The organism is uncultured Oceanisphaera sp. (assembly GCF_947495715.1).
GTDB lineage: Bacteria > Pseudomonadota > Gammaproteobacteria > Enterobacterales > Aeromonadaceae > Oceanimonas > Oceanimonas sediminis.
This window is the reverse complement of record NZ_CANLZU010000060.1, coordinates 1-410: the sequence shown is the minus strand read 5'-3', so window position 1 is coordinate 410 and position 410 is coordinate 1. Positions and strand designations below refer to the sequence as shown.

1 rRNA gene is annotated in these 410 nt (G+C 53.2%); it reads right to left on the bottom strand.

The annotated features are described in order from the left end of the window. Positions 1-410 (bottom strand): 23S ribosomal RNA (locus tag Q0753_RS16575); the annotation flags it as partial.

Here is a 410-nt window from a genome sequence, read left to right as displayed (position 1 = left end):
ATCTGAAGCTTAGAGGCTTTTCCTGGAAGCAGGGCATCAATGACTTCGCCACCGTAGTGACTTCGTCTCAGGTCTCAGCATTGAGCGTCCGGATTTACCTAAACACTCTGCCTACACCCTTTCACCAGGACAACCAACGCCTGGCCCATTTAGCCTTCTCCGTCCCCCCATCGCAATACACGTCAGTACGGGAATATTAACCCGTTTCCCATCGACTACGCCTTTCGGCCTCGCCTTAGGGGTCGACTCACCCTGCCCCGATTAACGTTGGACAGGAACCCTTGGTCTTCCGGCGTGGAGGTTTTTCACCCCCATTATCGTTACTCATGTCAGCATTCGCACTTCTGATATCTCCAGCATGCTTCACAACACACCTTCGCAGACTTACAGAACGCTCCCCTACCACGTGT